The organism is Segeticoccus rhizosphaerae (genome assembly GCF_009192725.1).
GTDB lineage: Bacteria > Actinomycetota > Actinomycetes > Actinomycetales > Dermatophilaceae > Segeticoccus > Segeticoccus rhizosphaerae.
Genome location: NZ_VOHR01000712.1, coordinates 1 through 589 on the forward strand (window position 1 = coordinate 1; position 589 = coordinate 589).

The 589-nt window shown below is 72.0% G+C and carries 1 pseudogene; it reads right to left on the reverse strand.

Annotation, left to right across the window (positions count from 1 at the left end):
- Nucleotides 1-478 (reverse strand): annotated as a pseudogene (locus tag FRW57_RS22625) (ABC transporter permease); the annotation flags it as partial.
- Nucleotides 479-589: the final 111 nt, after the last annotated feature.

The following is a 589-nucleotide window of genomic DNA, read 5'->3' on the forward strand; positions in this document are numbered from 1 at the left end:
CCACGGCGACCACCAGCGCGGCGGCGAGCGGTGCGGCCCGGCCGAGCACGCCGGCGCGCATCAGCTCGATCCGGCCGGCCTCCTCCTCGGCGCGGGTGTGTCGGACCACGGTGAGGATCATCAGCACCGCGACCAGGACGGCGCCGAGGACCGTCAGCTTGATGGTGGCCAGGCCACCGACGCTAGAGGGATCGAGGACCTTGCCGTAGAGGGCCACGATGGCCGGCGTCGCGTTGGACGTCGTCGCGGCCGAGACACGCGACGCCACCGACGGGTAGAGCCCGACCGTCGCCGATGCCGAGCCGTAGGCGCTCGCCACGAAGATCAGGATCCAGGCCGGCAGCATGATCCGGTCGCGGCGGAGCACCAGCCGCAGCATGGTGCCGGTGCCCGACAGTGCGGAGCCCCGCCCCCGGGCACCGGTCCGTGAACGGGCCTCCTGGCGAGAGGCCCGGCGCCGCGCCGTCACCTGACTCATGTCGGGGTCCTGGCGAAGTATCGGAGCGGAGCGGAGAACTTCGTGGGGTGACTCATGTCGGGGTCTGTGCCGAAGCAGCCGTCAGGTCGGTGGCGTAGTGCCGCAGGAAGA